Origin of the sequence: Rhodococcus sp. HM1 (assembly GCF_023218075.1) — a bacterium.
Classification (GTDB): Bacteria; Actinomycetota; Actinomycetes; order Mycobacteriales; family Mycobacteriaceae; genus Rhodococcus.
Map to the genome: position 1 here is coordinate 26378 of NZ_JALPTB010000005.1, position 25505 is coordinate 51882.

Below are 25505 nucleotides of genomic sequence, written 5' to 3' on the forward strand. Positions count from 1 at the left end.
GGCATTGGAGCTCTCGCATGCGGCATATCCCCACCGAACTGGTCACGCGCTACGAGCAGGAGGGGTGGTGGACGAACGACACGCTCGGGGACATGCTCGGCCGAGGTCTCGCGGCCGCCTCCGATGTCGAGTTCCGGGTGCACTCGGCCGTGCGGCCGTGGTCGGGAACCTTCCGGGACGTCGAACTGGTCGCACGCCGGCTCGCCGCCGGACTCCGGGCCCGCGGGGTCGGTCCGGGTGACGTGATCGCCTTCCAGTTGCCCAACTGGATGGAAGCCGCCGCGGTATTCTGGGCCTCGTCCTTCCTCGGCGCCACGGTGGTCCCCATCGTCCACTTCTACGGACGCAAGGAAGTCGGCTACATCCTCGAGCAGACGAATCCCAAGGTGTTCGTCGCCGTGGAACGGTTCGGGCGGGCCGAGTTCCAGCCCGACCTCTGTAAGCACGTCCCGATCGTCGGCGTCGTGGGCCGCGACTTCGACGACTTGCTGAGCGACGAACCGATGGAGGGCATCGTCGCGGCCGACCCGGACGGAGCCGCGCTGATCGCGTTCACGTCCGGCACCACGAGCGCCCCCAAGGGCGTGGTGCACAGTCACCGCACGCTCGGTTGCGAGACGCGCCAGCTCTCGGCCCGCTACCCCGCCGACCGCGGCAAGCAGCTCACGGCGGCACCGGTCGGTCACTTCATCGGCATGGTCAACGCCTTCCTCATTCCCGTGCTCGACGGGTCGCCCGTCAATCTCGCCGACGTCTGGGACCCTGGGCAGGCCCTGGCACTGATGAAGTCCGACGGACTGACCGTCGGCGGTGGCGCAACGTATTTCGTCACGAGCCTGATCGACCATCCCGACTTCGGCGAGGAGCACCTGCCGTTCATGCGGTATGCGGGCCTGGGTGGATCGTCCGTCCCGGCGGCCGTGACCACCCGGCTCGCGAAGATGGGCATCTGTGTCTTCCGCGCGTACGGGAGCAGCGAGCACCCGTCGATCACGAGTTCGCTCTCCACAGCCCCGGAGGACAAGCGCCTGTTCACCGACGGCACGCCGGCGCCCGGCGTGGAGATCCGTCTGGCCGAGGACGGTGAGATCCTCAGCCGCGGACCGGATCTGTGCGTCGGATACACCGACCCCCAGCTCACCGCCGCCGCGTTCGACGAGGACGGGTGGTACCACACCGGCGACATCGGGGTGCTCGACGACGACGGTTATCTGACGATCACGGATCGCAAGTCCGACATGATCATTCGCGGCGGAGAGAACATCGCGGCCCTCGAGGTCGAGGAAGTACTGCTCACGGTCCCGGGTGTCGCCGAGGCCGCGGTGGTCGCGGTGCCGGACGACCGCCTCGGCGAACGCGCCGCCGCCGTCCTCCGCCTGCACGAGGGCGGGACGATGCCGACGATGGACGAGATCCGCGCCCACTTCGACCGCTCCGGAATGGCCAAGCAGAAGTGGCCCGAACAGTTGCACCGGGTCGACGAGTTTCCGCGCACCGCGAGCGGGAAGGTGCAGAAGTACCTCGTGCGCCAGGGCCTGAGGACCTCGTGAACAGGACCTCGCGAGTCTGGGCATTGCCACACCTCAAGAATGAGAATAGGATTCTCATACAAAGAAAGGGAGGATTCCATGGCACCGAAAGAGCTGCCGTATCAGCTGTTCGACGCTGACAACCACCTGTACGAGACCGAGGAGGCCCTGACCAAGTTCCTCCCCGACAAGTACAAGGACGCGATCAAGTACGTGCAGGTCGACGGCCGCACGAAGATCGCGATCCGCGGCCAGATCAGCGAGTACATCCCCAACCCCACCTTCGAGGTGGTCGCGCGACCGGGCGCGATGGAGGACTACTTCAAGAACGGCAATCCCGAGGGCAAGAGCAAGCGGGAGATCTTCGGCAAGTCGATGAAGTCGATCCCGGCGTTCCGCGAGCCGGCGGCCCGCCTGGAGCTGATGGACGAGCTCCAGATCGAGCGCACCCTGATGTTCCCGACGCTCGCGAGCCTCGTCGAGGAGCGCATGCGTGACGATCCGGACCTGATCCACGCGGTCGTGCACTCGCTGAACGAGTGGCTGTACGAGACCTGGGGATTCAACTACAAGGACCGCATCTTCACCGTTCCGGTCATCAGCCTCCCGATCGTCGAGAAGGCCATCGAGGAGCTCGAGTGGTGTGTCGAGCGCGGCGCGAAGGCCATCCTGGTCCGCCCGGCGCCGGTCCCCGGCTTCCGTGGCCCGCGGTCGTTCGCCCTGCCCGAGTTCGACCCGTTCTGGAAGCGTGTCGTCGAGCTCGACGTGCTCGTCACCCAGCACTCCTCGGACAGCGGTTACGCCCGCTACAACCAGGAATGGGACGGCACCGGCTCCGAGATGCTCCCGTTCGTGACGAATGCCTTCCGCATGGTCAGCGAGTGGCGTCCGATCCAGGATGCGGTCGCGTCCTGGGTGTGCCACGGCGCGCTGTTCCGTTTCCCGGAGCTGAAGATCGCGGTCATCGAGAACGGCGCCTCCTGGCTCCCGCACGTGCTGGAAACCCTCCGGGACGTCTACAAGAAGGCCCCCGAGGGCTTCGGCATGCAGGATCCGGTCGAGGCGATCAAGCGCAGCATCCACGTCAGCCCGTTCTGGGAAGAGGACTTCAGCAAGCTCACCGCCCTCATCGGCGCCGAGCGCGTGCTGTTCGGTTCCGACTACCCGCACCCGGAGGGCCTGGCCCAGCCGACGACGTACATCGACCACATCCAGCATCTGCCCTTCGAGGACCAGAAGCTGGTCATGGGCGGCAACCTCGCGAGGCTGCTCGGGGTATGACCTTCAGGACCATCCCCGAGATGGTCCTGAGCGTCGGCGACCGCTTCGGTAATGCCGAAGCGGTCGTCGACGGGGACCTCCGGATCACCTTCACCGAGCTCGTCGACCGGGTGCGGCGCGCCGCCGGAGCACTCGCCTCCATCGGTATCGACAAGGGCGACCGCGTCGCGATCTGGGCACCGAACTCTGCGGAATGGATCGTCGCGGCATTCGGAATCCTCACCGCAGGAGGCATTCTCGTCCCGGTCAACACCCGGTACAAGACGCAGGAAGCGGACGACATCATCCGTCGCAGCGGCGCGAAGGCGGTCCTGGTCCAGAAGGGGTTCCTCGGCCTGGAGTTCCAGGCTCCGGAAGACATCCCCGTGATCGATCTGAAATCCGGGTTCCTTTCCGGCGGAGCACCGTACGAATGCGCGGTCGACGGTGAGGACATCGCGGACATCATGTACACGTCCGGCACCACCGGACGACCCAAGGGCGTCATGATGAACCACGCCCAGACGCTCCGGATGTTCTCGGAGTGGTGCGATCTGGCCGACCTGCGCGAAGGCGACCGGTATCTGATCGTCAACCCGTTCTTCCACATGTTCGGGTACAAAGCAGGTTTGATCGCATCCATGATCCGGGGCGCGACCGTTCTGCCGGTGCCGGTCCTCGACATCGACGAGGTACTGGCACTGGTGGAACGGGAGAAGGTCACCATGCTCCCCGGTCCGCCCACGCTCTACCAGTCGCTGCTGTCCGCGCCGAGAGGACACGACCTGTCGTCCCTGCGCGCCGCGGTGACCGGATCCGCCGACATCCCCGTCGAACTGATCCGGCGGATCCGCGACGAACTGCCCTTCGAAACGATCATGACGGGGTACGGACTCAGCGAGGGCGGTACCGCAACAGCATCGCGCTGCGGTGACAGCTTCGAGCAGATCGCGACGACCGTCGGCCTGCCGTGCGACGGCATCGAGGTGCGCATCGCCGAGGACGGCGAGGTGCTCATGCGCGGATACAACGTCATGCAGGGTTATTTCGAGGATCCTCGTGCCACCGCCGAGGCGATCGATGCGGACGGCTGGCTGCACACCGGCGATCTCGGGGAGATCGACGACACGGGCCGGCTCCGCATCATCGGCCGCAAGAAGGACATGTTCATCGTCGGCGGGTTCAATGCCTATCCCGCCGAGATCGAAGGTTTCCTGCTCACCCATCCGGCCGTCGACCAGGTGGCGGTCATCGGTGTCCCGGACGACCGTCTGGGGCAGGTGGGCAAGGCCTTCGTGGTTCCGAAAACGACTGTGGCAGCGGAAGATCTGATTTCCTGGAGCCGTGAGCGCATGGCCGGCTTCAAGGTGCCGAGATTCGTCGAGTTCCTCGACGCCCTTCCCCTCAACGCCACCGGCAAGGTGATGAAGGACCAGCTGCGCTGACGCGCTCCCCTACACACGTCGGCCGGGTGCGGTGACACCCGTCCCCCGCACCCGGCCGATCCCTAACCCCGCGAAGGAGGGACCCCCATGACCGACGAAACCGCGATTCTCGCGTTCGCCACGAAATGGCGCCACTGGGACGGCGGCCCCGACGAGGACATCTTCGTCGAGTTCGGGGTCAGCCCCACCGTCTTCTTCCACCGGCTGCGAGCGATCCTGAACAGCCCGCGCTGGAGCCAGCTCTCACCGTCCCTCGCGCAGCAACTCCGCGAGATCTGCGACAACCGGTTGCGCAGCCCCGAGACCCGCGCGAGCTGACCCGACCGGCCGGCCCCCGCATCGTCGCGGGAGCCGGCCGGCAGGGAACGATCGGTCAGTACTCCGTCACGCCCGCGTCGGGCGCAAGCTCGTGCGCGGTAATGTACCTCGACTCGTCGGACGCGAGGAACAGCACGGTGTCCGCAACGTCCTCGGGCTGCACGATATCGACCGGCATCATGTTGATCATCATGGCGCCGAGCCGGGTGTTGCCCTCCAGCGCACGCGAGATCTGCCCGCCGAGGGCACCGTCGTTCACCATCGGCGTGTTGACACCCGTGGGATGCACGCTGTTGACCCGGATGTGGTGCTGGGCGAGTTCGGCGGCGAACGCCTTGGCCATCCCCCGCACCGCGAACTTGCTCGTGGTGTACGGAATCGCGAACGGCTGCACCTTGATTCCCGCGGCCGAGCTGATCAGGACGATCGAGCCGCCGCCGGCTTCGACGAGGTGCGGCGCACCGGCCATGACCGTGTTCCACACTCCCGTGACGTTGGTGCCGATCGTGTCCTCGAAGATCTGCGGGGTCATTTCGTTCCACGGCGCGGCCGAGCAGATGGCCGCATTCGCGACGACCACGTCCAGGCGACCCAACTGCCGGACCGCATCGTCGACGATCCCGCGCAGCGCATCCAGGTCGCGCACATCCACGATCCCGGACACGACGCGGCGTCCGGTCTTCTCCACCAGCCGGACCGTCTCCTCGAGATCCTCGGGTGTCGCCGGTGCGTAGGCGACGTCCCCGACCTCGGCGCACACGTCCACGACGACGACGTCGGCGCCTTCCTCCGCGAGCCGGACCGCATACGCGCGGCCCTGCCCCCGCGCCGCGCCCGTGATCAACGCGACCTTGCCCGCTACCCGTCCGCTCATGCGACCGACACCTTCTCCTTCGAATTCGCCTCGGCTCCGCCGAGGGGGAAATGACATGCGACGAACCGACCGGTCCGCACCTCCCGCATCTCGGGTTCTTCGTCGGCGCACCGGTCCTGCACGATCGGGCACCGGGTCCGGAACCGGCACCCGGTGGGCGGCGCCAACGGCGACGGCACGTCCCCTTCCAGAGCCGGCCCGGCGAATGCCTTCTCCGGGTCGGTCAACGGAACCGAATCGAGCAAGGCCCGAGTGTACGGGTGTGCCGGGTCGTCGTACACCTCGACGGAATCCCCGAATTCGCACACCTTCCCGAGGTACATCACCATTACGTTGTCGCTGACCGTGCGGACGACGCCGAGGTCGTGTGCGATGAACACGACGGTCAGATCGAACTCCGCCTTGAGTTCCTCGAGGAGATTCAGAATCTGCGCCTGCACGGACACATCGAGAGCGGAGACGGGTTCGTCGCAGATGAGCAGGCGCGGATTCAGCGCCAGCGCGCGGGCGATCGCGACGCGCTGTGCCTGCCCACCGGACAACTGCCGCGGAAGCATGCCGGCGAAACGGTCGCTTCCGAGCCCCACCTGGCCGAGAACGGACGCAGACGTCGCGGCCCGCTCGTCCTTCGGGACACCCGCGACCGCGAGCCCTTCCACGACGATGTCCCCGACGCTGCGCCGCGGATTCAGCGAGGCCACCGGGTCCTGGAAGATCATCTGCATGTCGCGCCGCAGCGCGCGCATCTGTTTCTCGCCGGCCTCCTCGATCCAGTCGTCACCGAACCGGATACGTCCGGACGTCAACCGGTCCAGGCGCAGGACGGCTCGCCCCGTCGTGGACTTCCCGCAGCCGGATTCGCCCACGATGCCGAGGGTTTCGCCCGGCAGAACGTCGAAGCTGATCTTCGAGACCGCCTGCACCGTCCCGGACGCGGTCGGGTATTCGACGACGAGATCCTGCACGCTCAGCAGCGCCTGCTCACCGCGCAGGTGCGCGGAACCACTACCGGCCATGTCAGCGACCTCCCGAAAGTGCCGGTGCCGCAAGGGCAACCGGGTTCAGACACGCAACCAGATGATCCGCTCCCACGGATTCGAGATCCGGGCCGGCGGTGTCGCACTCGTCGAGGCGGTGTGCGCACCGGGGAGCGAATCGGCATCCTCCCGGTGGCGCCGTGGGGTCGGGCAACGAACCGTCGATCAACTGCAGCGGTGCGTGCCGGGTGTGGTCGATGGTCGGGGTCGCTCCCAGCAACGCGTGTGTGTAGCGATGCCGGGGCGCCTCGAACACCTCCCGGGTCGATCCGACCTCCGCGAGGCGACCGGCGTACATCACCGAGACCCGGTCGGTGCGACCGGCCACCACCGCCAGGTCGTGGCTGATGAGCATCATCGACATGCCGCGTTCGCGTTGCACGCGGCGCAGCAGATCGAGGATCTGGCGCTGAATCGTCACGTCCAGGGCGGTGGTGGGTTCGTCCGCGATGAGCAGGTCCGGTTCGCATGCGAGCGCGATCGCGATCATCACGCGTTGCCGCATGCCGCCGGACATCTCGTGCGGATAGTTGCGCAGCCGCCGCTCGGGGTCGGGCACCCCGACCTCCTTCAGGAGGTCGAGGGCCCGGCCCCGAGCCTCGGAGCTGCCGATTCCCAGATGCTTGCGCATGCCTTCGGTGAGCTGGCGCTCGACCCGCACCACCGGATTGAGCGAGCGCCCCGGGTCCTGGAAGACCATCGCGATCTGTTTGCCCCAGACCTCACGCTGCTCCTTCTTGCCCAGCGCGAGCAGGTCGCGGCCGCGGAAGATCACTTCGCCGGACCGCGCGGACCGGGGCGGCATCAGACCCATGACGGCCTTGGCCATCACGGACTTGCCGGAACCGGACTCGCCGACGACGCCCAGTGCCCGGCCTTCGTCCAGGTCCAGGGACACGCCGTCCACGGCCCGGACGGTCCCTCGTGGTGTGCCGATGTAGGCACGCAGATTCCTCACCTGGAGGAGCGGCTGAGTGGTCATGGCACTCCGGCCCTTTCGCTGTCGTCGGCTGGTCGTTCCTCGCTGCGGCGGTCAGTGCCTAGGCGATCCACAGTTCCTCGGGCAGCGGCGAACCGAGCGTGTACAGCACGACGCCGTGCAGCTTCTTCCCGGACACGATCGCCGGGACCGCGCGGTAGTACCAGATGCCCGGGGTCACCTCCGCGAGTCGCTGCTGCACGATCTCGTAGGCCGCGGTCCGCTCCTCGGCCGACTGCGCGGACCGTCCGGCGTCGAGCGCCTCGCTGAGCTGCTGGTCCTGGATGCCGGTGAAGTTGCCGGGCGACTGGGCATGGAACGCCATCCACAGCGCGTAGTCCGGGTCCTGGACCACGGCGGACGAGATGACCATGTCGAAATCGCGCGCCCCGGTCCGTGCGGTCGCTGCGGCGTAGTCGACGACCTCGACCTTCGCCTCGACGTTGTCGTACGCGCTGAGCTGCGCCTGCAGTGCCTCACCGAGTGTCTTCGACTCGGTGGTGGGGTAGGACATGAAGCTGAACGAGACGGGCTTGCCTTCGGCGGCGAGCTCGTCGAACAACCGCTGGGCCTCCTCGGGGTCGTGGCGGTCGAGAGCGACATCCGCGTAGTAGGGCGATCCCTCTTCGAACAGTGTCCGCGGGATCTCACCGGCGCCGTTGTAGACGGCGACGTTGATGGCGTCCAGGTCCACGGCAAGCGAGACGGCGCGGCGGGCACGCTCGTCGTCGAACGGTGCGCGCCGCACGTTCATGCCCATGAACTGCCCGCCGCCGGTCGGAACGACCTCGTACGAGTAGCCGGCGGCCTCGATCTTGTTCAGGCTCTCCCAGTTGGTCTCCGACGCGAGGTCGGCGCCGCCGGTGGTCATGGTGTTGACGCGCTGGTTGGTGTCGGAGACGGTGCGGATCGTGATGCCGTCCAGGTACGGTTTCGGTGCGTCCCAGTATCCGGGGTTGCGCTGGAGTTCGATGGAGTCCTGGCGCTTCCAGTCGACGAGCGTGAACGGCCCTGCTCCGATGGGATTCTCGTCGAACGCCGCCTGGCCCTGCTGCAGCGCCGCGGGCGAGGCGATCCAGTTGAGGGCGCCCGCGACGATGGCCTGTGCGAAGTGCGGGTTCGGTGCGGTCATCGTGACCCGGAGTGTGGTGGGATCGACAACCTCGGACTGCGCGATCTGCACGGCCTGCCGGATCGTCGTGGAACCGAGAGCGGGGTCCCTGAGACGGTCCCAGTTGAACTTCACGGCGGCGGCGTCGAGCGGTGTGCCGTCGCTGAACTTCAGGTCCGGCCGCAGTTTCAGGGTGAAGGTCGAGCCCCCGTCGGTGCTGGAGAAGTCGGTGGCCATCTTGTATTCGATCTCGAACGTGTCGAGGTCGTTGATCATCAATGTTCCGTACAGCGCATTGGCCAGCACCGGCTGGTGCGCCCACGTGTTCGACAACGCTGCCGGGTCGAGGGACCGCGGTTCGCCGGTCTGCAGGACACGGGCTACACCACCGGACACCGGTTCGCCGGCATCGGCGGATCCTCCGTCACCGCCTCCCGAGCCCGAGCCACAGGCGGCGAGGAACATCGCCGCCGTACACACGGCGGCGGCCAAGCGCGGAAATCGTTTGCGTCGAAGCATCGTCGACCTTTCCAGGATGGGGGGGCGATTGCGGACGATCAGTCCTGCAGCGTGCGGTCGTACTTGGTCCGCAGGTGGTCGCCGACCTGATTGAGAGCGAACACCGTGAAGAAGATGACGAGGGCGGGAACGAACACCAGGTGCGGATAGGTGGCGATGGCGTCCTTGCCGTCGCTGATCATTCCGCCCCAGCTGGGTTGCGGCGGAGGAATTCCCAGGCCGAGGAAGCTCAGGGAACCCTCGGCCACGATGAGCGCCGCCATGACGATCGGCAGGAACGCCGCCAGCGGAGCCAGAACGTTCGGGAGGATCTCGCGGAACACGATCCGGCCGTGGCCGGCGCCCATGTTCCTTGCGGCACGGACGAATTCACGCGACGACCACGCCATGGTGTTCGCCCGCGCGAGCCGGATGAACGACGGGACGACCATCACGGTGAGGCCGAGCAGCATCGTCGGGACACTGGGCGTCAGGATCGACGCCAGCGCGAGCAGCAGGATCAAGGGCGGGAAGGCAAGCATCGCGTCTGCGACGAGCGTGACGATCGAGTCGAGACGGCCCCTGAAGTAGCCTGCGAGCAGGCCTGCCAGGGAACCGATTACGAATCCGATGAGCCCGGCGACCGCTCCTACCACCAGCGAGACACGGGCGCCGTAGACGATACGGGAGAGCATCGACCGGCCGAGAGTGTCGGTGCCGAGCAGCAGGTCGAGGGAGCCCAGCTGGGGCCCGGTGCGCGGGGTGCCCACGGGGGTGGCATAGGAGGCGAGAGGAAGGAGGTCGGCGAACACTGCGGCGGTGATCAGCACGACCAGCCACACGACCGACAGGTACACCAGGATCGGACGCTTCTTCTTGGGCGCCGGGACCACCGGCACCGTGTCCACCGCCGCATCGACCGCGTGTTTCGTGAGGACGGTGTTCTTCGTCGCGATCTCGGTCATGCGGTCGCCACCTTTCCGACCCGCGGGTCGATCACCTGATAGCCGAGGTCCACGAGGGTGTTGATGCACACGTAGACCACGGCGATGAAGACGACGATCCCCTGCACCATGATCACGTCACGGGACGTGATCGACGACGCGACGAGCTGCCCCAGACCCGGTAGCCCGAAAAGGGTTTCGACGATGACGGTGCCGCCGATGAGCCGTCCGAGATTGATTCCCGCGAGCGTGATGAGCGAGAACGACGACGGGCGCAGCGCGTGCCGGAACATGACGTACCGCGCCGAGAGCCCCTTGGCGCGGGCCGCCGCGACGAAGTCCTCGCGCAGCGTGCCGAGCAGATCCGTGCGCAGGAGCCGGTGGAATGCCGCGATCTCGGTGAGCGCGATCGCGATCGCCGGGAGCAGGGCGGTGCGCAGGTTCTCCCCCAGCCCCTCACTGATCCGGGACCATCCCATCACCGGGAATATCTGCAGCTTGATGGCGAAGAAGTAGATCAGGATCGGGCCGGCGATGAAGGCCGGGACGGACAGGAACACCGCGGAGACCGCATTGATCGTACGGTCCAGCGCGCTGCCCGGACGCGACGCCGACGCGATGCCCATGCCGATCGCGACGATCAGCGCGATCGTCAGCCCCATGACGGCGAGCTGGAGGGTCACCGGAAGTCGCTCGGCGATCGCCTCGCTCACGGATTGTCCGGTGAGCGGGGAGGTTCCGAGATCTCCTCGTACGGCGTTGCCCAGCCAGGTGAGGTACTGCGACCAGAACGGCGCGTCCAGGCCCAGTTCGGCATTCATGGCCGCGACAGCTTCCGGGGTCGCGTTCTCCCCCAGGATCACCTGGGCGACCGAGCCGGGGGCCAGGCCGAGCAGCGCGACCACCGCGACCGTCACCAACAGGATGACGAGGATACTGCGACCGATTCGGTTCACGACAGTGAGAATCATCCAACTCGACTTTCATCGGGGGATCGGATGTCGACGTCGACCGTGTGTACGAGCGAGCGCCTGTGTGCACGAACGAGCAAGAGCTACAAGAAATTACGATGACTCGGTTCACATCGAAGGTTCGATTGTGACCTACGCAATATATGCGACTGCGGCGGTTGTGACAAGAACCTGACTCGCGAGTCTTGTTTTTTCGAATTATCCCGGCGTACACCGACTTCGGACACGCCGACGCCCGCGTCGCGTGGTGCGACGCGGGCGTCGGCGCTGCCTGCAGGCGTATGCGGTGGTAGGCAGTGGTGGACGAAACCGGGCGGACTGGACCGTCAGGAACCGGAGCCCTCGAGGATCGTCACCGCCGATACGGCAGTCGGTCCACCGATATTGTGTGCCAAGCCGATTCGTGCACCGTCGACCTGGTTGACGGCGTTGCCGCGCAACTGCTCGAACAGCTCGACACACTGGGCGACACCGGTGGCACCCGGCGGATGCCCCTTGGAGATCATGCCGCCGCTGGGATTCACCGGGAGGGTCCCACCGATGGCGGTGGCCCCGGATTCGATCAGCTTGTAGGCCTCGAACCGGTTCGCGAAGCCGAGATCCTCGTAGCTGATCAGTTCGATGCCGGTGAAGAAGTCGTGGACCTCCGCGACATCGACATCGGAGGGCGTCAGGCCGGCCATCCCGAACGCCTGCTTCGCAGCCCGGACGGTCGCCGGGAAGCTGGTCATGTCCTTCTTGTGCTGGTGCATCACCGAATCCAGGCCGATACCGACACCGCGGATCCACACCGGGCGATCGGTGTAGCGGTCCACGACGTCCTCGGCGGCGAGCACCAGCCCGGCGGCACCGTCGCTCTGCGGCGCGCAGTCGTAGACACCGAACGGCGTCACCACGGTCTGCGCGTTCAGCGCCTCCTCCACGGTGATCTCGAAGCGCCGGAACGCCTTCGGATTGTTCAGACCGTTCAGATGGTTCTTCACCGCGACCATGGCCATGTGCTCGCGGGTCGCCGGCGACTCGTGCAGGTAGCGTCGCACGTGCAGCGCGAAACCGGCCTGCGCGAGACCGAGCGGGTAGTCCCACGCCATGTCACGCGTGAGAGCTTCCCATTCCCAGATCATGTCCTTCGACGCGGTCTCGCGGACCTTGTCGGCGCCCATCACCAGCGCCACGTCGAACGCTCCGGAAGCGATCCCGAACAGGGCGTTCCGGATGGCGTCGTGCCCGGTGGCACAGGAGTTCTCGACGCGTGTCACCGGAATCTCCGGGAGACCGAGGGTGTCGGCGAGGATCCCGGCGGGGAACCCGTCGGTGGTCCCCATCGCACCGAACCACGCGGCCTGCAGGTCCGACGTGCGGATGCCCTTGTCGACCGTCGCCGCACATTCGGCGTACGCCATCGGCAGCAACTCGCGGATGCCGAGGGAGAAATGTTCGGCGAAGGGCGTCATTCCCGCACCGACGATCGCGACTTTCCTCATGACGCCTCACTTTCGGGATGGAACGCGTAGCCGTAGTCCGGAACCCCGGACCGCACCGCGACGCGGCGCAGCACCATGCGGCCGCGATCGCCGATGTCGACGGTGCCCGGCTCCACACCGGTCACCTTGACCAGTGCCCGCACGTCGACGTCGTCGAGTTCGACGAGGACGAGCGAGTACGGGGTGTCCAGACCGGGGACCGGAACACGGACGGTGACCTCGGTGTAGACGCTCCCGGTTCGCGGCAAGGGAACGAACTCGTAACTGCTGCCCAGTGTTCCGTCCTCCCCCACCCGATATCTCGGTGGGAAGTCCAGGTCGTCGGAGCCGGGATGGCGGCCCGCTTCCCAGCGGACCTTGGCTTCGAACGCCCGCTCGTATGCCGCGAGCGAGATCGGGATGTCCGGGCCGGGCACGTGAACCGGCGCGGTGCGCTCCCGCGCCGGCGGTTCGTGACGACGGATCTCGGTGACGCCGTCGGCGACGGTGATCGCCGACAGGCTCGCCTGTTCCACTCCCACCAGTGGACCCTTCGTCTCCGATTCGGCCATCGCCGCGAGCGCGAACAACGGCGAACTCGCGCCCGTGGTGGGAAGTTCCACCGGCGGGGCGGCGCACAGGTCCGCCGCGTATCGGGGTTCGACGCCGGCGACGGTCACCGGGTCGTCGACCCACGACGAGGCAAGGGACGCAAGGAAACCGCGCTGTTTGACCAGGCGCGGATCCCCGTAGTCGTGCACCATTCCGTTCTCGGTGCGGGTGCGGACCGGGAGGCTGCGGGAGACGCGCGCCGCGGTGCGCACCTGCAGGCCCTGGTCCGCGGTGAGCGCCGCCGCCGCCCCGGCGGGGGCAAGGTCCACGCCGATCACCAGGGTCCGCGGTCGCGCGGAACCGAGCGCATCGAGTGTTGCCGGTGCACCGCCGAGGCGTTCGGTGACCTCGATCTCCGGATCGAGTCCGAGTCCCGCGAGCAGCACTGCGGCGTTGCTGCTCTCGAGCAGTGGCAGGTCCCGGCTGACCAGGACCACGTACTGAACCGAACCCGTCTCGGCCACGGCGGCGCGGCCCGCTTCGACAGCGAGTGTGATCGCGTCCTCGTCGTCACCGGGCACGCGGGCCCCGGGTGATCCCCAGCACGGCAGGTAGGTACCTATCGAAGCGATGTATGGCATGAGATTCTCCGGTGTTCTCTCGCGGTCGCAGTCCTAGGTGACTGCGCCCGCCGTCTTCAGCGCGATGATGCGATCCCAGTCGAGACCGAGTTCGAGCAGCACCTCCTCGGTCTGCGCAGCGAATTCGGGTGCGGGACCGGTCTCCGGTGCGGTGACGTCGAACTGGACCGGGTTGGCGACCAGCTCGAGTTCGCCTGCCTTGACGATGTATTCGTTCGCGCGGATCTGCGCGTCGTCGGAGACCTGGAGCGAGTCCTGCACCGGCGCCCACGGGCCGGCGAGAGTCGCGAACCGTTCGGTCCACTCGGCGAGGGTCCGCTTCCCGATGGCCTCGCGCAGAATCGCCACCGCTTCTTCGGTATTGGCGGCAATCTGCTGGGCATCGGCGAACCGCGGATCGTCGATGAGGTCGGGCCGGTCGATGTGACGGCACACATCCGCCCAGAACTTGCCGGGCTGGAGCATCACGAACGACAGGTAGCGGTTGTCCGACGTCGCGTACAGGCCCGACAGCGGATTCGTCGGTGCGCCATGGGCTCCCGGCACGGGGGCGACCATGTGCTCGTCGAGATGCAGCGACAGTGCGACGCCGTGCCCCATCGCCCAGAGGCCGCTGCCGAGCAGCGACACGTCCACCACCGACGTCTCCCCGGTGCGTTCGCGCTTGAAGAGCGCGGCCGCGATGCCGCCGGCGAGGTTGGTGCCGGAGATAGTGTCGCCGAACGCCGGTCCGGGCGGAGCGATCATGCCCTCGACGCCGGGCGGGGTGATGGTCGCGGCGATGCCGCCGCGCGCCCAGAACGCGGTCATGTCGTAACCGCCGCGGTCGGATTCGACGCCGCGCGGGCCGAGTGCACTGCCGCGCGCGTAGACGATCGACGGGTTGACGGCGCGGATGTCGTCCACGTCGATCCCGAACTTGGTGCGGGCCTGCGGCAGGAAGCTGGTCAGGAACACGTCCGAGCGGCGGGCCAGCTCGAGCAGGACCTCCCGGCCCTCCTCGCTTCCCATGTCGAGACCGATGCTGCGCTTGCCACGGTTGGCGTGTTCGACGTTCGGGTTCGGATCGCCCTCGACCCGCATCCGGCCGACCTGCCGCAGTCCGCGTTGCGGGTCGCCGGTGACCGAATGCTCGACCTTGACGACGTCGGCGCCCCACTCGGCGAGCACGGCGCCCGCCGACGGGACGAAGCCGTACATCGCGACCTCGAGGACGCGGATCCCTTCGAGGGGCTTCACTTGACGACCGCCGCGAAGGACTTGATCTGCTGGAACTCGTGCAGACCGGCGACGCCCATCTCGCGGCCGATGCCGGACTGCTTGTATCCGCCGAACGGCACCTCGGGCGTGAAGTAGTTGCCGCCGTTGATGCTGAACGTGCCGGTGCGGATCCGGCGGCCGATCGCCGTGGCGCGCTCGTCGTCGGCGCTGAGCACACCGCCGGACAGGCCGTAGATGGAGTTGTTGGCGATGCGCACGGCATCGTCGTCGTCGTCGAACGGGATGACGGCGAGGACCGGGCCGAAGACCTCTTCCTGCGCGATCTCGCTGTCCGGGTCGACGTTCGCGAGCAGCGTCGGCTTGTAGAAGAAGCCGGGGTCGACCTTCTCGCCGCCGGTGACGAGGGTCGCGCCCGCCTCGACGGCCCGCTTGACCATGCCGTCGATCTTCTCGCGCGACTTCTCGTTGATGACCGGGCCCATGTAGATCTTCGGGTCGGACGGATCACCGAACGGGACGTTGCTCATCATCGCGCCGACCGCGGCGACGATCTCGTCGTGCTTCTCCCGGGGCACGAGCAGGCGCGTGGTGAGGGCGCAGCCCTGGCCGGCGTGTGAGCAGATGCTGAACGCCGCGAACTGTGCGGCGGTCGGGATGTCGGCGTCGTCGAGCACGATGAGCGCGGACTTGCCGCCGAGCTCGAGGAAGACGCGCTTGAGGGACTCGGAGGCCGCGGCCATGATCTTGCGGCCGACGACGGTGGAGCCGGTGAAGGTGACGACGTCGACGTCGGGGTGGGTCGTCATGATCTCGCCGGTCGACACCTGGGTGGAGGAGAGAATGTTGACGACGCCGGCGGGGATGTCGGTGTGGTTGGCGATGATCTCGCCGAGCGCCTGCGTGACGAGCGGGGTGTCGGGCGCGCCCTTGAGGACGATCGTGCAGCCGGCGGCGAGCGACGGTGCGAGCTTCGCGAGCGCGAGCTGCGTCGGGTAGTTGTAGGCGACGATCGCGGCGACGACGCCCGCGGCCTCGCGCTCGATCCAGCGGCGGTGCTTCTGCCCGCGGATCTCGACCTCGCCGAGGTCCTCGGTCAGCGGGTACTTGCGGAGGAGGTCCGCGTAGTAGCGGACGATGTTGATCGGGGCGTCGAGCTGGTTGCCGTAGGTGAGAAGGCGCGGTGCGCCGACCTCGGCGATGGTGAGTTCGCGCAGTTCTTCGGCGTTGTCGAGCAGTGCCTGGTGGAGCTGGTCGAGGCACTTGATGCGGAATTCGACGTCGGTGGACCACGTCGTGGTGTCGAAAGCGCGGCGCGCGGCCTCGATGGCGGTTTCCGCCTCGGCGACACCGGCATCCGGGGCGTAGCCGACGAGCTCACCCGTCGCGGGGTTGAACGACGGGAAGGTCTGCTCGGTCGTGACGAGCTGCCCGTCGATGAGCAGGCGCTTGTGCACCTCGGTCCCGGCCTCGGCCTGCACGGTCTCCTGCGTTGACATCCGGTTCTCCTCACTGTGTGGAAATACGATTCTCACTATCGAGAATTCAGTCCCCGTATTGGTGTGAATGTAGCAATCAGAGCCTGGTTCGCATACCCCGAATCGAAGCCTGAATTGTCCCGACCAGCGGCTGATCCGGCCTTGCGGGCAACTCGACGCGGAGAGTATGGTTCTCGAAAACTGGAAGGGAGCTTCTTGTGATCAAGACTACAGCAATCACCCCGGCACTGGGAGTAGAGGTCAGCGGAGATGTCGACCTCGAGAACCCCGAGGTGATCGGCAAGCTGACCGAGGCGCTGAAGTGGCGCGGCGTGCTGCTGTTCCGCGGCCTGAACCTCGACGACGAAGGTCAGCTCGCCTTCAGCCGCAAGCTCGGGCAGCTCGTCCAGCCGGTCCCCGGCCAGGAGATCTTCACCGTCTCGCTCGACCCGGCGAAGTCGCCGTCGGCCGAATACCTCAAGGGCACCTTCAGCTGGCACATCGACGACACCACCAACGACATCCCGGCCAAGGCCACGGTGCTCAGCTGCCGCCATGTCGCCGCCGTCGGCGGTGGCACCGAGTTCGCGAACACCTACGCCGCCTACGAGAACCTCTCCGAGGCGGAACGCAAGCGCTACGACGGCCTGCGCGTCGTCCACAGCTTCGAGGCCGCGCAGCGCAAGGTCTACCCGGACCCGACCGAGGACCAGGTCGCGCGCTGGCGTCAGCTCCCGACGCACGAGTCCTCGCTCGTGTGGGAACGACGCGACGGCCGTCGCTCGCTGGTCATCGGCGCCACCGCCGACCACATCGTCGGCATGGAGCCCGACGAGAGCCGCGCGCTCATCGACGAACTGCAGGACTGGGCCACGCAAGAGCGCTTCTGCTACGCCCACGACTGGGAAATCGGCGACCTGGTCGTGTGGGACAACACCGGCATGCTGCACCGGGCACTGCCCTACGACCCGTCGTCCGAGCGCCTCATGCGCCGCGTGACCATCGTCGGGGACGAGGCGTGGCAGTGACAGCAGGAACAGCAGCTTCCACCGCCCGGACCGCCGTCGTCACCGGGGGCGGTTCGGGAATCGGCGCGGCCATCGCCGAGCGCTTGCGCAACGACGGCCACCGGGTCGCGATCCTGGACATCAATCCGTCCGACGCCAAGTTCTCCTATGTCGCGGACGTGTCCGATCGCGCCTCGGTCGACGCCGCGCTCGAGGAGGTCCGAAAGGAACTCGGCCCGATCACGATTCTGGTGAATGCGGCGGGCCGGGAACTGTACAAGCGCTTCCACAACATCGACATCGAGACCTGGAACCAGATCATCGCGGTCAACTTGAACGGTGTCTTCCACTGCGTCCAGGCGGTGCTCCCCGACATGCGCGAGGCGCAGTGGGGCCGCATCGTGAACATCTCGTCGTCGAGTGCGCAGTCCGGGCAGCAGTTCATGACCGCCTACGTCTCGTCCAAGTCCGGTGTCAACGGGCTCACCAAGTCGCTCGCCCTCGAATACGGCCCCGACGGAATCACCGTCAACGCCGTCCCGCCCGGATTCGTCGATACCCCGATGCTGCGCAACTCCGAAAGCAAGGGCCTGCTCGGCGGAACCATCGAAGAACACATCCAGCGGACCCCGGTACGCCGGGTGGGCCGCCCGGAGGACATCGCCGCGGCATGCGCATTCCTCGTTTCGGAGGAAGCCGGCTACATCACCGGCCAGATCCTCGGCGTCAACGGCGGACGCAACACCTGACCCGACCGTCCGCGAATCTCCCGACAGCGAAAGTTAGCGAAAGGAAACAACAGTGGGGCGTGTAGAAGGCAAGGTCGCGTTCGTCACCGGTGCCGCTCGCGGGCAGGGCCGCAGCCACGCGGTCCGTCTGGCCGAGGAAGGCGCGGACATCATCGCGATCGACCTGTGCGAGGACATCCCGTCCATCGGATACCCGATGGCCACCCCCGAGGACCTCGAGGAGACGGTGCGCCTCGTCGAGAAGCAGGGCCGCCGCATCGTCGCGGTCAAGGCCGACGTGCGTGTGGCCTCGGAGGTGCGCGCCGCTCTCGAGCAGGGTCTCGCCGAGTTCGGCAAGCTGGATGTCGTTGTCGCACAGGCCGGTGTCGCCGGAATGAAGGGCGAACCACAAACTCAGGCGTGGTCCGATGTGGTCAATACCAATCTCGTCGGCACGATCAACGCCGTGCAGGAAGCGTTGCCGCACCTGACCGCCGGCGCATCGATCATCGCGACGGGCTCGACCGCGGCCCTGATGGACGTCGCCAAGGTCGACCAGCCGGGCAAGGACCTCGGTGGTGTCGCGTACGTGTACTCGAAGCGTGCGTTGTCACAGTTCATCCACGAACTCGCAACGCATCTGGCGCCCCGCAGCATTCGCGCCAACGTGCTGCACCCGACCAACTGCAACACCGACATGCTGCAGAGCGAGCCGATGTACCGCTCCTTCCGCCCCGACCTCGAACACCCCACCCGCCAGGACGCGGAGCCGGCATTCGGTGTGCAGCAGGCCATGCCGATTCCGTACATCGAGCCCCAGGACTCCAGCAACATGGTGCTTTTCCTGGCTTCCGACGAATCACGGTACGTCACCGGCATGCAGATGCGCGTCGACGGAGGCGGCTACCTGAAGTGGTACGACTACCACATCTGATCCCGAATCCTGTCGCTGCTACCGTCCCCGGAGGATTCCGGCGAAAGGGATCCGAACCACCCCGGCTACAACGGAAGTCTGGAGGAGAATTTTGAAGGTCCGCGTCGATCCCGACAAGTGCCAGGGCCACACGCTCTGCGCCATGGCCGCACCGGACGTCTTCGAGCTCAGTGAGATCGACGGTCACGCGTCGGTCGCGAACGAAGAGGTGCCCGCCGACCAGGAGGAAGCGGTGAAGGAGGCCGCCCGCTCGTGCCCCGAGCAGGCGATCACCATTTTCTGATCTGCCGTTTCGAACAGCCCCCCAAAGCTCGACGTGCAAGAGAGGACAACGCCGTGAGCGTTGACGACGTCGTCACCGACGACAGCCGCAAGGCGAACAGATTCGATTTCGACCGCCATGCCGCCGACTACCGAGACAACTTCCTGCCGATCACGCAGGAGATGCACGCCAAGTGTCCGATGGCGTGGTCCGAGACCCACGGTGGCCACTGGGTGGCCGCCGGCAGCAAGGAGGTGTTCGCGCTCGCCCGCTCGGCAGACGTGTCCACCGACCACGACATCCACGGAAAACGCCGTGGCTACAAGGGAATCGCGATCCCGACGATGGAACGTGCGTCGGGCGTGCGCGGCGGCATCCTGGAGATGGACGACCCCGAGCACCACGAGTTCCGCGCCCTGCTCAACCCCTACCTGTCCCCCGCTGCGGTCAAGCGGTGGACGCCGTTCATCGACGAGATCGTGCGGGCCAGCATCGACGAGAAGATCGAGACCGGCCGCATCGACTTCGTCGACGACCTGGCGAACATCGTGCCCGCCGTGCTCACCCTGGCGATGATGGGCATCCCCATCGCCAAGTGGACCATCTACAACGAACCGGTCCACGCCGCGGTCTACACGCCGCCGGACTCGCCGGACATCCCGCGCATCGCCGAGATGCACCGGACGATGGGCATCGACCTGCTCACCAACCTGTTCGAGATCCGGGAGAATCCCCGTCCCGGCCTGATCAACGCGCTCGCCCAGGCCACCGTGCTCGGCGAGAAGCCCGACGACATGGAGTTGCTCGGCATCCTGAGCCTGCTCATCGGCGGCGGCTTCGACACCACGACGGCGCTGACCGCCCACTCGCTCGAATGGCTCGCGCACAATCCCGACAAGCGCACGATCCTCAGCGAACAGCGTGACACGCTGCTCGATTCGGCGACCGAGGAGTTCCTGCGGTACTTCACACCCGCACCGGGTGACGGCCGCACGTTCTCGGCGGACTGCTCGTTCGACGGCACCGAATTCAAGGAAGGCGAGCGCCTCTGGCTGTCCTGGGCGATGGCCAACCGCGACCCGGAACTGTTCGACGATCCGAACGAGGTCGACCTGGAGCGTCGCGGAAACCGGCACTTCAGCTTCGGACTCGGCATCCACCGGTGCATCGGCTCGAACATGGCCCGCCAGGTGTTCAAGCGCATGCTCGTCGCCGTGCTCGACCGCATACCGGACTACAAGTGCGATCCGGCGGAAGCAGTGCACTACGACTCGATCGGCGTCATCCAGGGCATGCGGCATCTGCCGGCCACGTTCACGCCCGGACCGCGCCTCGGCGCGGGTCTCGACGAGACGCTCGAGAAGCTCCAGAAGATCTGCGACGAGCAGCGTCTCGCGGAGCCCATCACGGTGAAGAGGTCGGAGGCACAGATCGGTGACTGATTCAGCGGTGGTCGACCCCGAGGACACGGAGAAGGGCAAGGCGCCGAAATCGGGTCGTCCCCTTCCCCAGGTGACCGAGCAGAACCGGTTCTTCTGGACCGCCGGTGCGGACGGGATCCTGCGCATCCAGGAATGCGAATCCTGTTCTGCGCTGATCCATCCGCCGCAACCGGTGTGCCGGTACTGCCGCGGTCACCGGATGGGCGTGCGCGAAGTGTCGGGCACTGCCACGCTCGCCGGCTTCACGGTCAACCACCGATTCGGTCTCCCCGGCCTGCCGCCGCCCTATGTGGTAGCGCAGGTCGCGATCGACGAGGATCCCCGGGTGCGGTTGACGACCAACATCGTCGACTGCGATCCGGAGACCCTCGAACTCGGCCAGCGGATGGAGGTCGTCTTCCAGCAGGACGACGACGTCTGGCTGCCGCTGTTCCGTCCGGCAGCCGAGCAGGTCGCGCCTGCTCGGCTGCCGGCCGACGGGATCGAACCCGAGGACTTCCGGAAGCACGTGCGGCCCATGGCTTCTCGTGAGAAGTTCGAGGACCGGGTGGCGCTCACCGGAGTCGGGATGTCCGAGATCGGGCGTCGGCTCATGCGCTCCCCACTGGGCCTGACGATCGAGGCGTGCGAACGCGCCGTCGCCGACGCCGGTCTCACGCTCGACGACATCGACGGGATCGCCAGCTACCCCGGTGCCGGCCAGGTCGGCGGCTTCGGCGAGGGCGGTGTCCTGACCGTCGAGGCCGCACTCGGGCTCAACCCGACCTGGCACAACGGCGGCATCGAAACCTTCGGCCCCGGTGGCTCGGTCATCGCCGCGATGATCGCGGTCTCCAGCGGACTCGCGCGGCACGTGCTGTGCTACCGCACCCTGTGGGAAGCGACCCACGGAGAACTGATGAAGCGCGGCGAGATCCGCCCGTCGGGCGGACGCACCACGAGCTGGATGATGCCGTTCGGTGGTATCTCCGCCGCGCACACCCTCGCCCAGAACGCCCAGCGTCATTTCCATCGCTACGGCACCACCCGCGAGACCCTCGGCTGGATCGCGCTCAACCAGCGCGCCAACGCCGCGCTGAATCCGACGGCGATCTACCGCGATCCGCTGACGATGGACGACTACCTGAACGCGCGGGCAATCACGACCCCGTTCGGCCTGTACGACTGCGACGTTCCGTGCGACGGTTCGGTCGCGGTGATCGTCTCGGCGGTCGACGCGGCCCGCGATCTGGCCAAGCCACCCGTGCTCGTCGAGGCGGTGGGTACCCAGATCATCGAGCGGATCGAATGGGACCAGAGCACCCTCACCCACGAACCGCAGGTGCTCGGCCCCGCCGCCCACCTGTGGTCGCGCACCGACCTGCGGCCCGAGGACGTCGACGTCGCCGAACTCTACGACGGATTCACGTTCAACTGCCTGTCGTGGATCGAGGCCCTCGGCTTCTGCGGTATCGGCGAGGCCAAGGACTTCCTCGACGGCGGCCACAACATCGCCCGCGACGGCGTGTTGCCGCTCAACACCCACGGCGGTCAGCTCTCGCACGGCCGCACCCACGGCATGGGACTGATCCACGAGGCCGTCGTGCAGTTGCGCGGTGAAGCCGGAGACCGGCAGGTGGCCGGCGCCCGCGTCGCGGTCGCCGCGACCGGTGGCCTGTCCCCCGGCGGTGCCATGCTCCTGCGGGCCGACTCGTGACGACGATCGAATCCGCACCCGCCGCCCGCGTCGCCGAGATCGACGGTGTTCCGATGTCGGGGCTGCTCGCGGTCGCCGAGCAGCCGCGCGCCGTTGTCGTCGCGCTGCACGGCGGCGCAACGGACTCCGCGTACTTCGACTGCCCGGGCCATCCCGAACTGTCCCTGCTGCGAACCGGTCCCGCGCGCGGATTCACCGTCCTCGCGCTCGACCGTCCCGGGTACGGCGCCTCCCGCCCGCACGTGGACGAATTCACCCGGCCCGAGCGGCGGGTCGACGCCGCCCTCGCCGCGATCGACGCGCACCTGGACTCGCTCGATCTCGGTGCCGGGATCTTCCTGTGGGGCCATTCGCTCGGATGCGAACTCACGATGCGCCTGGCCGTCGAGCCACGCGAACGGTGGCGTCGCGCGGCTCGCCGCGACAGGGGCCTGCTCGGGATCGCGTTGGCCGGCACCGGCCGCGAGCATCACGCCGACGCCTGCGGAATCCTCGGCACGGAAGCGCAATACGCCGACCCCAAGGGCGTCTACGGGCTGATCTGGGCGCATCCTGAGATCTATCCGCCGGAACTGGTCGGCGGCGCGCCGATCGCCTCACGCACCCCCTCCTACGAGGCGACGGTGACCGCGTCGTGGCCGCACACCGAATTCCCGCAGCTCGCCGCACGAGTCGAGGTCCCGGTGCACTTCACCGCCGCCGAACACGAGAGGGTGTGGCGCGGCGACCCGGAGGCCCTCGACGACATCGCGGCGATCTTCACCGCCGCGCCCCGCGTCGAGCTGCACACGCAACCGGACGCCGGGCACAATCTCGCCCTCGGCTACGCGGCCGCGTCGTACCACGCGACCGTGCTGTCGTTCGTGCAGGAATGCATCGACAATCGTTCGGCTGACCGAATATCCGATACCACAAAATGATTCGACGGAGCCGCACAGCGGCAAGGAGGTGAAGCGATGGACCCCACCGATGTTGCGCTACTCCTGGTGCGTCTGGTGCTCGGTGCGACGATGATCGCGCACGGCGTCAACCACTGGGTGGGCGGCGGCCGTATCGCCGGTACCGCACGCTGGTTCAGCGGACTGGGCCTGCGCAACGGCACGTTGCAGGCATGGATCAGCGTCGTCGTGGAGATCGGCGCCGGCGTGCTCGTGATTCTCGGCCTGCTCACTCCCCTCGCATGTGCCGCGGTCATCTCGATCATGCTCGTCGCCGGCCTGCTCGCGCACCGCCCCAACGGCTTCTTCGTGTTCAAGGAAGGCTACGAATACGTCCTCGTGCTCGGCGTGGTCGCACTGGCGCTGGCCATGATCGGACCCGGCGAGATCTCGATCGATTCGGCCACCGACATCGCGATCGTCGGCTGGTCCGGCGGCGCGATCGCGCTCGGCGTCGGCGTCGTCGCGACCGCGGGTCTGCTCGCCACGTTCTGGCGGCCGCAGAAGCAGGAAGCCGCAGCATGACGATCGCACCACTCGGAGTCGTACTGATCGGATCGGAGGAGCACTGATGCGTGTCGGTTTCATCGGGCTCGGCAGCCAGGGCGGGCCCATGGCGCGCCGGATCGTCGAGTCGGGATACGAGCTGACCCTGTGGGCGCGGCGACCCGAGTCGCTCGAGCCGTACGCGGACACCGCGGCGAAGACCGCACAGACGCCCGCCGAACTCGCCGCCGCGAGCGACCTCGTCTGCATCTGCGTCGTCGCCGATGACGACGTGCGACAGGTCGTCACCGGCGAGAACGGCGTGCTGTCGGGCCTGCAGCCCGGCGGAATCATCGCGATCCACAGCACCGTCCATCCCGACACGGTTCGGGAACTCGCCGAGCAGGCGCGCGAGTCCGGGGTCGCGGTCGTCGATGCCCCGGTCAGCGGCGGCGGCATGGGAGCCGCTGCGGGTACCCTGCTGGTCATGGTCGGGGGCGATACCGAGATCGTCGAGAAGATCCGGCCGGTCTTCGAGACCTATGCGAATCCCGTGATCCACCTGGGCGACGTCGGAGCCGGGCAGGTTGCCAAGCTCCTCAACAATCTGCTGTTCACCGCGAATCTCGCAACCTCCGTGACCACGCTGCAACTCGGTGAGTCGCTCGGTGTCGATCCCGCGAAGCTCGGCGAGGTCATCACGCACGGATCGGCGAACAGCTTCGCGCTCGGCCGGGTCGTGGCGGGCGGCGGCACACTCGACAGCATCGCGAAGCATGCCGGTCCCCTGCTGCGCAAGGACGTCGGACACGTGGCGGGTCTCGCGGACGCGGCGGGCGCGACGCCCGGCGTGGTGCTCACCGCGGCCGACTCCACCCTCGCCCTGATGGAGCACCCGCGGTGACCCGGGTCGGATTCATCGGGGCCGGCCGTATGGGCCTGCCTATGGTGCGCAAGCTTGCCGAGGCCGGACACGAGGTCCGCGCGCTGGGCCGATCGTCGGAAACCCGTGCCGCCCTGACGGGTGCGGGCGTCACCGCGGTGACGGAGGCGTCCGAGACCGGCGTCGGCGCCGAGCTCGTCCTCGTCTGCGTGTTCACCGACGACCAGGTCCGCGAGGTGTGCCTGAAGAGCGCCCTTCTCGAGAAGATGCCGCGCGGCTCCGTGCTGGCGATCCACACGACCATCAGCCCCCGGACGATCGAACAGATCCGGGACGACGCGGCGGGCCACGGCATCGACGTGATCGACGCTGCGGTCAGCGGCGGCCCGCACGACATCGCGGCCGGAAGTCTCACGCTGTTCCTCGGAGGCGACGCCGACGCCGTCGAGCGCGCCACACCCGTACTGCGTAGCTACGGCGATCCGGTACTCCACGTCGGAAAGGCCGGCAACGGGCAACGCGTCAAGCTGGTCAACAACGCTTTGTTCGCGGCACAGATCGGCCTGATCTCCGAGGCCGTGGCCCTCGGTGCGCAACTCGGCGTCGAGGAATCGGCTCTGCTCCAGGCGCTTCCGCACGGCAGCTCTGCCAGCAAGGTGATGGGTAACATCGCCGCCCGCGGATCCGTCGCCGGATTCACCAGCGCGGTAAAGGAATTCCTCACCAAGGACGTCGCCGTGGTGCGAGATACCGTCGCCGAACTCGGGGGCGATCTCGGAGCCCTCGACGTCGCCATCGACGCAGGCTGAGG

Annotated in this window: 24 protein-coding genes; 14 read left to right on the top strand and 10 right to left on the bottom strand. The window is 67.4% G+C overall.

What is annotated here, in order from left to right; genetic code table 11:
• The first annotated feature begins 17 nt into the window (after nucleotides 1-17).
• The 4 genes from M1M07_RS04425 (at nucleotide 18) to M1M07_RS04440 (ending at nucleotide 4552) form a co-directional block, all read left to right on the top strand.
• Nucleotides 18-1550, top strand: coding sequence for an AMP-binding protein (locus M1M07_RS04425; RefSeq protein WP_248673394.1), 1533 nt, complete (start codon nucleotides 18-20; stop codon nucleotides 1548-1550).
• 78 nt (nucleotides 1551-1628) lie between these two features.
• Nucleotides 1629-2810, top strand: coding sequence for an amidohydrolase family protein (locus tag M1M07_RS04430; RefSeq protein WP_248673395.1), 1182 nt, complete (start codon nucleotides 1629-1631; stop codon nucleotides 2808-2810).
• Nucleotides 2807-4234, top strand: coding sequence for a FadD3 family acyl-CoA ligase (locus M1M07_RS04435; protein WP_248673396.1), 1428 nt, complete (start codon nucleotides 2807-2809; stop codon nucleotides 4232-4234). The genes M1M07_RS04430 and M1M07_RS04435 overlap by 4 nt, the downstream gene beginning before the upstream one ends.
• An 87-nt stretch (nucleotides 4235-4321) precedes the next feature.
• Nucleotides 4322-4552, top strand: a complete 231-nt coding sequence (locus M1M07_RS04440; protein ID WP_248673397.1) for a DUF3263 domain-containing protein — start codon at nucleotides 4322-4324, stop codon at nucleotides 4550-4552.
• A 55-nt stretch (nucleotides 4553-4607) separates the two neighbouring features.
• Here M1M07_RS04440 and M1M07_RS04445 read toward each other — a convergent pair whose 3' ends face one another.
• The 10 genes from M1M07_RS04445 to M1M07_RS04490 form a co-directional block, all read right to left on the bottom strand.
• Nucleotides 4608-5426, bottom strand: coding sequence for a mycofactocin-coupled SDR family oxidoreductase (locus M1M07_RS04445; protein ID WP_248673398.1), 819 nt, complete (start codon nucleotides 5424-5426; stop codon nucleotides 4608-4610).
• On the bottom strand, nucleotides 5423-6442 hold the full coding sequence (locus M1M07_RS04450; protein ID WP_248673399.1) for an ABC transporter ATP-binding protein: 1020 nt from the start codon (nucleotides 6440-6442) through the stop codon (nucleotides 5423-5425). The genes M1M07_RS04445 and M1M07_RS04450 overlap by 4 nt, the downstream gene beginning before the upstream one ends.
• Before the next feature lies 1 nt (nucleotide 6443).
• Nucleotides 6444-7445, bottom strand: a complete 1002-nt coding sequence (locus M1M07_RS04455) for an ABC transporter ATP-binding protein (RefSeq protein ID WP_248673400.1) — start codon at nucleotides 7443-7445, stop codon at nucleotides 6444-6446.
• A 58-nt stretch (nucleotides 7446-7503) separates the two neighbouring features.
• Nucleotides 7504-9045 (bottom strand): ABC transporter substrate-binding protein, encoded by a 1542-nt coding sequence (locus tag M1M07_RS04460; RefSeq protein ID WP_308200766.1) that lies wholly within the window; start codon nucleotides 9043-9045, stop codon nucleotides 7504-7506.
• A 65-nt stretch (nucleotides 9046-9110) separates the two neighbouring features.
• Nucleotides 9111-10016 (bottom strand): ABC transporter permease, encoded by a 906-nt coding sequence (locus tag M1M07_RS04465; protein ID WP_197257584.1) that lies wholly within the window; start codon nucleotides 10014-10016, stop codon nucleotides 9111-9113.
• A complete protein-coding gene (locus M1M07_RS04470) occupies nucleotides 10013-10966 on the bottom strand; it encodes an ABC transporter permease (RefSeq protein ID WP_282581809.1) in 954 nt (317 codons plus the stop codon). The genes M1M07_RS04465 and M1M07_RS04470 overlap by 4 nt, the downstream gene beginning before the upstream one ends.
• A 326-nt stretch (nucleotides 10967-11292) precedes the next feature.
• Complete coding sequence (locus tag M1M07_RS04475; protein ID WP_248673403.1) at nucleotides 11293-12450, bottom strand: thiolase family protein; 1158 nt, start codon at nucleotides 12448-12450, stop codon at nucleotides 11293-11295.
• Nucleotides 12447-13622: an OB-fold domain-containing protein gene (locus tag M1M07_RS04480; protein ID WP_248673404.1), complete on the bottom strand. Its 1176-nt coding sequence runs from the start codon at nucleotides 13620-13622 to the stop codon at nucleotides 12447-12449. Before M1M07_RS04480 ends, M1M07_RS04475 begins: the two co-directional genes overlap by 4 nt.
• Before the next feature lie 33 nt (nucleotides 13623-13655).
• Nucleotides 13656-14861, bottom strand: coding sequence for a CoA transferase (locus M1M07_RS04485; RefSeq protein WP_197257571.1), 1206 nt, complete (start codon nucleotides 14859-14861; stop codon nucleotides 13656-13658).
• Nucleotides 14858-16339 carry an aldehyde dehydrogenase family protein gene (locus M1M07_RS04490; RefSeq protein WP_197257569.1) on the bottom strand — a complete coding sequence of 494 codons (1482 nt, stop codon included), beginning with the start codon at nucleotides 16337-16339 and terminating at the stop codon, nucleotides 14858-14860. Before M1M07_RS04490 ends, M1M07_RS04485 begins: the two co-directional genes overlap by 4 nt.
• Before the next feature lie 197 nt (nucleotides 16340-16536).
• On the opposite strand from M1M07_RS04490, the gene M1M07_RS04495 reads away from it, so the two are divergent.
• The 10 genes from M1M07_RS04495 to M1M07_RS04540 all read left to right on the top strand — a co-directional run bounded on the left by M1M07_RS04495 (nucleotide 16537) and on the right by M1M07_RS04540 (nucleotide 25503).
• Nucleotides 16537-17346, top strand: a complete 810-nt coding sequence (locus M1M07_RS04495; protein ID WP_197257567.1) for a TauD/TfdA family dioxygenase — start codon at nucleotides 16537-16539, stop codon at nucleotides 17344-17346.
• On the top strand, nucleotides 17343-18074 hold the full coding sequence (locus M1M07_RS04500) for a 3-oxoacyl-ACP reductase FabG (protein ID WP_197257637.1): 732 nt from the start codon (nucleotides 17343-17345) through the stop codon (nucleotides 18072-18074). The genes M1M07_RS04495 and M1M07_RS04500 overlap by 4 nt, the downstream gene beginning before the upstream one ends.
• Before the next feature lie 52 nt (nucleotides 18075-18126).
• Nucleotides 18127-18987 carry a mycofactocin-coupled SDR family oxidoreductase gene (locus tag M1M07_RS04505; protein ID WP_197257565.1) on the top strand — a complete coding sequence of 287 codons (861 nt, stop codon included), beginning with the start codon at nucleotides 18127-18129 and terminating at the stop codon, nucleotides 18985-18987.
• A gap of 91 nt (nucleotides 18988-19078) precedes the next feature.
• Complete coding sequence (locus M1M07_RS04510) at nucleotides 19079-19270, top strand: ferredoxin (RefSeq protein WP_197257563.1); 192 nt, start codon at nucleotides 19079-19081, stop codon at nucleotides 19268-19270.
• Between the two features lie 53 nt (nucleotides 19271-19323).
• Nucleotides 19324-20691: a cytochrome P450 gene (locus M1M07_RS04515; RefSeq protein ID WP_197257561.1), complete on the top strand. Its 1368-nt coding sequence runs from the start codon at nucleotides 19324-19326 to the stop codon at nucleotides 20689-20691.
• The gene (locus tag M1M07_RS04520; protein WP_197257559.1) at nucleotides 20684-22387 is read left to right on the top strand and encodes an OB-fold domain-containing protein; all 1704 of its coding nucleotides are present in this window, start codon (nucleotides 20684-20686) and stop codon (nucleotides 22385-22387) included. Before M1M07_RS04515 ends, M1M07_RS04520 begins: the two co-directional genes overlap by 8 nt.
• Entirely contained in the window at nucleotides 22384-23307 is a 924-nt protein-coding gene (locus M1M07_RS04525) for an alpha/beta hydrolase (RefSeq protein ID WP_248673405.1), read from the top strand. Before M1M07_RS04520 ends, M1M07_RS04525 begins: the two co-directional genes overlap by 4 nt.
• A 36-nt stretch (nucleotides 23308-23343) precedes the next feature.
• Complete coding sequence (locus M1M07_RS04530) at nucleotides 23344-23850, top strand: DoxX family protein (protein ID WP_248673406.1); 507 nt, start codon at nucleotides 23344-23346, stop codon at nucleotides 23848-23850.
• Nucleotides 23851-23896: 46 nt separating this feature from the next.
• Nucleotides 23897-24715 (top strand): NAD(P)-dependent oxidoreductase, encoded by an 819-nt coding sequence (locus M1M07_RS04535; protein WP_248673407.1) that lies wholly within the window; start codon nucleotides 23897-23899, stop codon nucleotides 24713-24715.
• Nucleotides 24712-25503: an NAD(P)-dependent oxidoreductase gene (locus M1M07_RS04540; RefSeq protein WP_248673408.1), complete on the top strand. Its 792-nt coding sequence runs from the start codon at nucleotides 24712-24714 to the stop codon at nucleotides 25501-25503. Before M1M07_RS04535 ends, M1M07_RS04540 begins: the two co-directional genes overlap by 4 nt.
• The last annotated feature ends 2 nt before the right edge of the window (nucleotides 25504-25505 follow it).